This is a genomic window from Scandinavium sp., assembly GCF_051650185.1.
In the GTDB taxonomy this organism is placed as follows: Bacteria; Pseudomonadota; Gammaproteobacteria; order Enterobacterales; family Enterobacteriaceae; genus Scandinavium.
This window is the reverse complement of the sequence record NZ_JBOFIN010000085.1, coordinates 1-6,338: the sequence shown is the minus strand read 5'-3', so window position 1 is coordinate 6,338 and position 6,338 is coordinate 1. Positions and strand designations below refer to the sequence as shown.

The 6,338-nt window shown below is 54.6% G+C and carries 5 protein-coding genes; all 5 read right to left on the bottom strand.

Annotated elements, in window-relative coordinates:
- The coding region (dnaE, locus tag ACRCWW_RS10890; RefSeq protein WP_438682436.1) for a DNA polymerase III subunit alpha at window positions 1-3,241 on the bottom strand (3,241 nt) is incomplete at its 3' end.
- 22 nt (window positions 3,242-3,263) lie between these two features.
- On the bottom strand, window positions 3,264-3,863 hold the full coding sequence (rnhB, locus tag ACRCWW_RS10885) for a ribonuclease HII (protein WP_438682435.1): 600 nt from the start codon (window positions 3,861-3,863) through the stop codon (window positions 3,264-3,266).
- A complete protein-coding gene (gene lpxB / locus ACRCWW_RS10880) occupies window positions 3,860-5,005 on the bottom strand; it encodes a lipid-A-disaccharide synthase (RefSeq protein WP_438682434.1) in 1,146 nt (381 codons plus the stop codon). Before lpxB ends, rnhB begins: the two co-directional genes overlap by 4 nt.
- Complete coding sequence (gene lpxA, locus ACRCWW_RS10875; RefSeq protein WP_438682433.1) at window positions 5,005-5,793, bottom strand: acyl-ACP--UDP-N-acetylglucosamine O-acyltransferase; 789 nt, start codon at window positions 5,791-5,793, stop codon at window positions 5,005-5,007. Before lpxA ends, lpxB begins: the two co-directional genes overlap by 1 nt.
- 3 nt (window positions 5,794-5,796) lie before the next feature.
- A complete protein-coding gene (gene fabZ, locus ACRCWW_RS10870) occupies window positions 5,797-6,252 on the bottom strand; it encodes a 3-hydroxyacyl-ACP dehydratase FabZ (RefSeq protein WP_007373234.1) in 456 nt (151 codons plus the stop codon).
- Window positions 6,253-6,338 lie beyond the last annotated feature (86 nt).

The following is a 6,338-nucleotide window of genomic DNA, read 5'->3' as shown; positions in this document are numbered from 1 at the left end:
CATATTTTTCCCGGGCTTCGTCAATATCCATCACTTCACGGGCCATCATTTTAAGACCCCCGCTGAAGTCATCAAAGCTGACCTGTCCGCTGACGATAAGTATGCGGTCTTTTTCCAGCAATTGCTGGTATTTATCCAGTGCGTCGGTGAATAACATCACCTCCAGACGCCCGGAACGGTCATCCAGCGTACAGATGCCGATGCGATTGCCGCGCTTGGTGACCATAACCCTCGCGGCAATAACAAGCCCCGCCGCCATGGTCATTTTACCACGATCGGTCGGATGCATATCTTTAAGCCTTACGCCGCCAGCGTAACGCTCAATCTCTTTTAAATACTGCGTAATCGGGTGACCGGTGAGGTACAGACCCAAAGTTTCGCGCTCGCCTTCCAGCACCACTGGCTCTGGCCATGGCATGCAGTTGGCGTAAGACTGTTCTACCTGCTCGGGTTCTTCTGCCAGAACGCCAAACATGTCAGCCTGGCCAATCGCCTCGGCTTTCGCATGTTGATCGGCGGCTTTGAGCGCATCAGGAAGCGAGTTCATCAATGCGGCGCGATGTGGGCCAAGCCGGTCAAAGGCTCCGGACATGATCAGCTTCTCGAGCACGCGTTTGTTCAGTTTCTTGATATCGGTGCGCGCGCAGAGATCAAACAGCTCGCGGAAGTAACCGCCGTTGTTACGTGCTTCCAAAATAGCTTCAATCGGGCCTTCACCTACGCCCTTGATTGCGCCGATGCCGTAAACAATCTCGCCATCGTCATTGACGTGGAAATGATACAACCCGGAGTTAATATCCGGCGGCAGGATTTTGAGCCCCATGCGCCAGCACTCATCCACCAGGCCTACGACCTTCTCAGTATTATCCATATCCGCGGTCATGACCGCCGCCATAAACTCGGCCGGATAGTGGGCTTTCAGCCACAGCGTTTGGTAAGAAACTAACGCATAAGCCGCAGAGTGGGATTTGTTAAAACCGTAACCTGCGAATTTCTCTACGAGGTCGAAAATTTTCATCGACAGCTCGCCGTCGACGCCGTTCTGGATCGCGCCCTCTTCAAAGGTGCCGCGCTGCTTGGCCATCTCCTCCGGCTTTTTCTTACCCATTGCGCGACGCAGCATATCCGCGCCGCCAAGGGTATAACCCGAAAGCACCTGAGCAATCTGCATAACCTGTTCCTGATACAGGATAATGCCGTAGGTCGGCTCCAGTACAGGCTTCAGGCTTTCGTGCTGCCATTGCACATCCGGATAGGAAATCTCTTCGCGACCATGCTTACGGTCGATAAAGTTATCTACCATCCCCGATTGCAGCGGGCCCGGACGGAACAGGGCCACGAGAGCGATCATATCTTCGAAACAGTCCGGCTGCAGACGCTTGATCAGGTCTTTCATGCCGCGCGATTCAAGCTGGAAGACCGCGGTGGTTTCCGAGCGTTGCAGCATGTCGAAGCTTTTCTTGTCGTCGAGCGGGATGGCAGCGATATCAATCGGCTCCAGCCCCTGTTTTGCCCGACGAGGGTTAATCATTTTCAACGCCCAGTCGATGATCGTGAGCGTACGTAAGCCGAGGAAGTCGAACTTCACCAGCCCGGCGTATTCCACGTCGTTTTTATCGAACTGGGTAACCGGATGGTTACCTGACTCATCGCAGTACAACGGTGCGAAATCGGTGATTTTCGTCGGGGCGATAACCACGCCACCGGCGTGCTTACCGGCGTTACGGGTGACGCCTTCAAGCTTACGCGCCATATCGATAAGCGCTTTAACTTCCTCGTCAGCCTCGTAAATTTCCGGCAGCTGCGGTTCAGCTTCAAAAGCTTTGGCCAGCGTCATGCCCGGATCGGGCGGCACCAGCTTGGAAATGCGATCAACAAAACCGTAGGGATGGCCCAGTACGCGGCCTACGTCGCGGATAACTGCTTTTGCCGCCATGGTCCCGAAGGTGATTATCTGCGATACCGCTTCACGCCCGTACATATCCGCGACGTGCTCAATAACCTGATCGCGTTTCTCCATGCAGAAGTCAACGTCGAAGTCGGGCATCGAGACACGTTCCGGGTTAAGGAAACGTTCGAACAGCAGGTCAAATTCCAGCGGATCGAGATCGGTGATTTTCAGCGCGTAGGCCACCAGTGAGCCCGCACCGGAACCACGGCCCGGGCCTACCGGCACGCCGTTATCTTTCGACCACTGGATAAATTCCATTACGATGAGGAAGTAACCCGGGAACCCCATCTGGTTGATAACCTGCAGCTCAATGTCCAGGCGCTCGTCGTACTCAGGGCGTTTTTCAGCACGCACGGCAGGATCAGGGAACAGGAACTCAAGACGCTCTTCCAGCCCTTCCTTCGATTTCACCACCAGGAAATCTTCGGTGGTCATGTCACCCGTCGGGAACTGCGGCAGGAAGTATTCACCCAGACGCACGGTGACGTTACAGCGCTTGGCTATCTCAACGGTATTCGCCAGCGCTTCCGGGATATCGGAAAACAGCTCGCACATCTCTTCTTCAGTACGCATGTACTGCTGTGACGAGTAGTTGCGTGGGCGTTTTGGATCGTCGAGGGTGAAGCCGTCATGAATCGCAACGCGAATTTCATGGGCGTCAAAATCACCGGCATCAATAAAACGCACGTCATTGGTCGCCACCACGGGCAGACCGCGCTCTTCAGCCAGTTTAACCGCCGCATGCAGATAAGACTCTTCATCCGCACGCCCGGTACGGATCAGCTCAAGGAAATAGCGATCCGGGAAATGTTCTTCGTAAAAGGCAACGCACTGCTCAACCAGCGCCTGATTGCCGCGCAGCAAAGCTCTGCCAACATCGCCCATCTTCGCGCCGGACAGAAGGATCAGCCCCTCTTTCAGCTCAACCAGCCAGTCACGGTCGATGTAAGGCCCTTGCGCTCCATAGCCACGCTGATAGGCGCGAGAAATCAGCAAGGTAAGGTTCTGGTAGCCTTCATTGTTGGCGGCCAGCACCGTCAACTGAGTCAGCTCATCGGGCAGCACTTCACTCTGCACGTGGAAATCCGCACCAATGATCGGCTTAAGACCCGCGCCATGCCCCGCACCGTAGAACTTCACCAGACCGCAGAGGTTGGTGAAATCGGTGATCGCCAGTGCAGGCATGCCGAGCGCGGCCGCCTTTTTCACCAGCGGCCCGGTCTTCGCCAGCCCATCAATCATGGAGTAGTCGCTATGCACCCGCAGGTGTACGAAACGTGGTTCAGCCATCTTCAGATCCCGCTTTACTTAATCAGGCAACAATGCCCAGAGCGCGTTTTACAGGCCCGAAACTGCGCCGGTGATGTTCGGTGGCGCCATGCAGAGCCAGCTTTTCCAGATGGAAAGCCGTTGGATATCCCTTATGTTGAGCAAAGCCATACTCAGGGAAAGTTTGGTCCAGTGCTGCCATTTCCGCATCGCGAGAAACTTTCGCCAGGATTGAGGCAGCGCTAATTTCAGCGACACGGCTGTCGCCTTTCACGACAGCCATAGAAGGCATGGGCAGTGTCGGGCAACGATTACCGTCGATCAGAACATATTCCGGTTGAATATGCAGACCGGCCACCGCACGTTGCATCGCCAGCATGGTGGCGTGCAGAATGTTAATTTCGTCGATCTCGTGCGGTTCCGCGCGGCCCAGACTCCAGCTCAGCGCTTTTTCCTTGATCTCGTCGAACAGTGCCAGTCGGCGTTTTTCACTCAGTTTTTTGGAGTCATTCAGACCCACAATGGGACGAGCAGGGTCGAGGATCACCGCGGCAGTCACCACCGCACCCACCAGGGGGCCACGCCCAACTTCGTCAACACCCGCAACCAGATGGGTATGCGGATAGATAAATACGTCTGTCATTGTGCCAACTCCAGCACCGCGTCAGCTGCTTGCTCATCGGCATTGCAGCGAATCAACTGATGCAGTTCGCGGAAGGTGTCATGCATGGCGTGGCTGGTTTTGCCATCGGCCAGCAGCGGCAACAAGGCTTCGGCAAGCTGCTGCGGTTGACACTCATCCTGCAAAAGTTCTTTCACCAGTTCCCGGCCCGCCAGTAAATTCGGCAGCGAAACATAGTCGGTTTTCACCAGACGCTTCGCCAGCCAGAAAGTAAACGGCTTCATGCGATAACCTACAACCATCGGGCACTTCGCCAGCATGCATTCAAGAGCAGCCGTGCCTGAGGCTAATAGCGCCGCATCGCTGGCGATCATCGCTTCACGGCCCATGCCATCAAGCATATGGACACGTAAGTCAGGCGCGACTTGCGCTTTAATATGCTCAAACTGTTCACGACGTTTTGCATTCACCAGGGGAACCACCACTTCCAGATCCGGGTAGTGGTTTCGCAACAGTTGCGCCGTTTTCAGGAAATCTGCACTGAGCATTTCCACTTCTGCACCACGACTTCCTGGCAGCAGCGCAAGGCAGTGAACGTCATGGGCGATACCCAGCGTGTCTCGTGCGGCGTTTTTATCGGGGTCCAGCGGCATGGCGTCTGCCATGGTGTGGCCGATAAAGCGGCAGGGAACATGGAATCGGTCGTAAAACGCTTTTTCGAAAGGCAGAAACGCGAGCACCAGATCGGTGGCTCTGCCAATTTTGAAAACACGTTTTTGGCGCCAGGCCCAGACGGACGGGCTGACGTAATGGATGGTTTTTATCCCCTGTTTTTTCAGATTGCCTTCAAGGGTAATGTTGAAATCAGGCGCATCAATGCCGACGAAAACGTCTGGTTTGAGTTCGGTAAAACGGCGAGTTAAGTCTGCACGGATATGCAGAAGACGGCGCAAACGACCGAGCACTTCAACAATGCCCATCACCGCCAGCTCTTCCATTTCGTACCAGGCTTCACAGCCTTCAGCCTGCATACGCGGCCCGGCAACCCCGACGAAACGGGCGTTGGGAATGCGGGCTTTCAGAGCACGAATGAGGCCGGCACCAAGAATATCGCCGGAGGTTTCTCCGGCGACCAGGGCAATCGTTAGCGGACGTTCAGCCATTAACGAATCAGACCACGCGTAGAGCGTTCGAAGAAGTCATAGAACGGTTTTACTTCAGGATGTTGCTCTGCAAGTGCAGCAATTTCCGGTTTGGCTTCTTCCAGCGTTTTACCGCTGCGGTACAACAGTTTATACGCATTGCGAATGGCAATGATCGCTTCTCTGGTGAATCCGCGGCGCTTCAGCCCTTCGATGTTAACACCGTAAGGCGTGGCGTGGTTGCCCTGAGCGATGACGTAAGGAGGAACGTCCTGTGCAACGCCAGAACAGCCGCCAACCATCACGTGCGCACCAATGATGCAGAACTGATGGACAGCGGTCATGCCGCCGACAATGACAAAGTCGTCCAGAGAGACGTGACCCGCCAGTGTTGCGTTATTGGCGAGGATGCAGCGGCTACCAACGGTGCAATCATGCGCCACGTGGGCGTTGATCATCAGCAGGTTATCGCTGCCTACCTTCGTCAATCCACCGCCCTGTACTGTGCCGCGATGAATGGTGACGCTTTCGCGGATGCGGTTGCGATCGCCAATCTCCACACGAGTCGGTTCGCCAGCGTATTTAAGATCCTGGTTAACTTCCCCGATGGAAGCAAACTGATAAATTTCATTGTCGCGGCCAATGGTCGTGTGACCATTCACCACCACATGAGACTTCAGTACGGTACCTTCGCCAATCGTGACGTCAGGTCCCACAATACAAAACGGGCCAATGTGAGCGTTAGCACCGATAACGGCACCGTCTTCCACAATGGCAGTAGGATGGATAAAGGCAGTTTTATCAATCACGTATCAGGCCTCCCGGCTACGCGCACACATCATCGTCGCTTCGCAAACCACTTTACCGTCAACCAGCGCCACGCCTTTAAAGCGGGTCAGACCACGGCGGGTTTTCTCAAAGGTCACTTCCATGATCATCTGATCGCCAGGCACGACAGGACGCTTAAAGCGCGCTTCGTCGATACCCGCAAAGTAATACAGTTCGCCCGGTTCCAGTTTACCCACGCTCTTAAATGCCAGAATGCCGGTGGCCTGAGCCATGGCTTCCAGAATCAGCACGCCTGGAAAAATCGGCTTGCCCGGAAAATGTCCCTGAAAGAACGGCTCGTTTACGGAGACATTTTTAACTGCGCGCAGAAAACGACCTTCTTCAAAGTCCAGCACGCGATCGACCAGTAAAAACGGGTAACGGTGTGGCAGAAGTTCCAGAATCTCTTCAATGTGCAGAGTATGAGTGTCAGTAGTCAAAATACTCTTCCTGTCTAAATATACTGAAATGCAATAATAACACGGCCTGCCAGATTATAAGAAATCAGACAGGCCGGGAAGTTTGG

Excerpts from the sequence above, each read along its gene's own strand:
- rnhB (WP_438682435.1), bottom strand. The coding sequence starts at position 3,863 with ATGACAGACGTATTTATCTATCCGCATACCCATCTGGTTGCGGGTGTT.
- lpxB (WP_438682434.1), bottom strand. The coding sequence starts at position 5,005 with ATGGCTGAACGTCCGCTAACGATTGCCCTGGTCGCCGGAGAAACCTCC.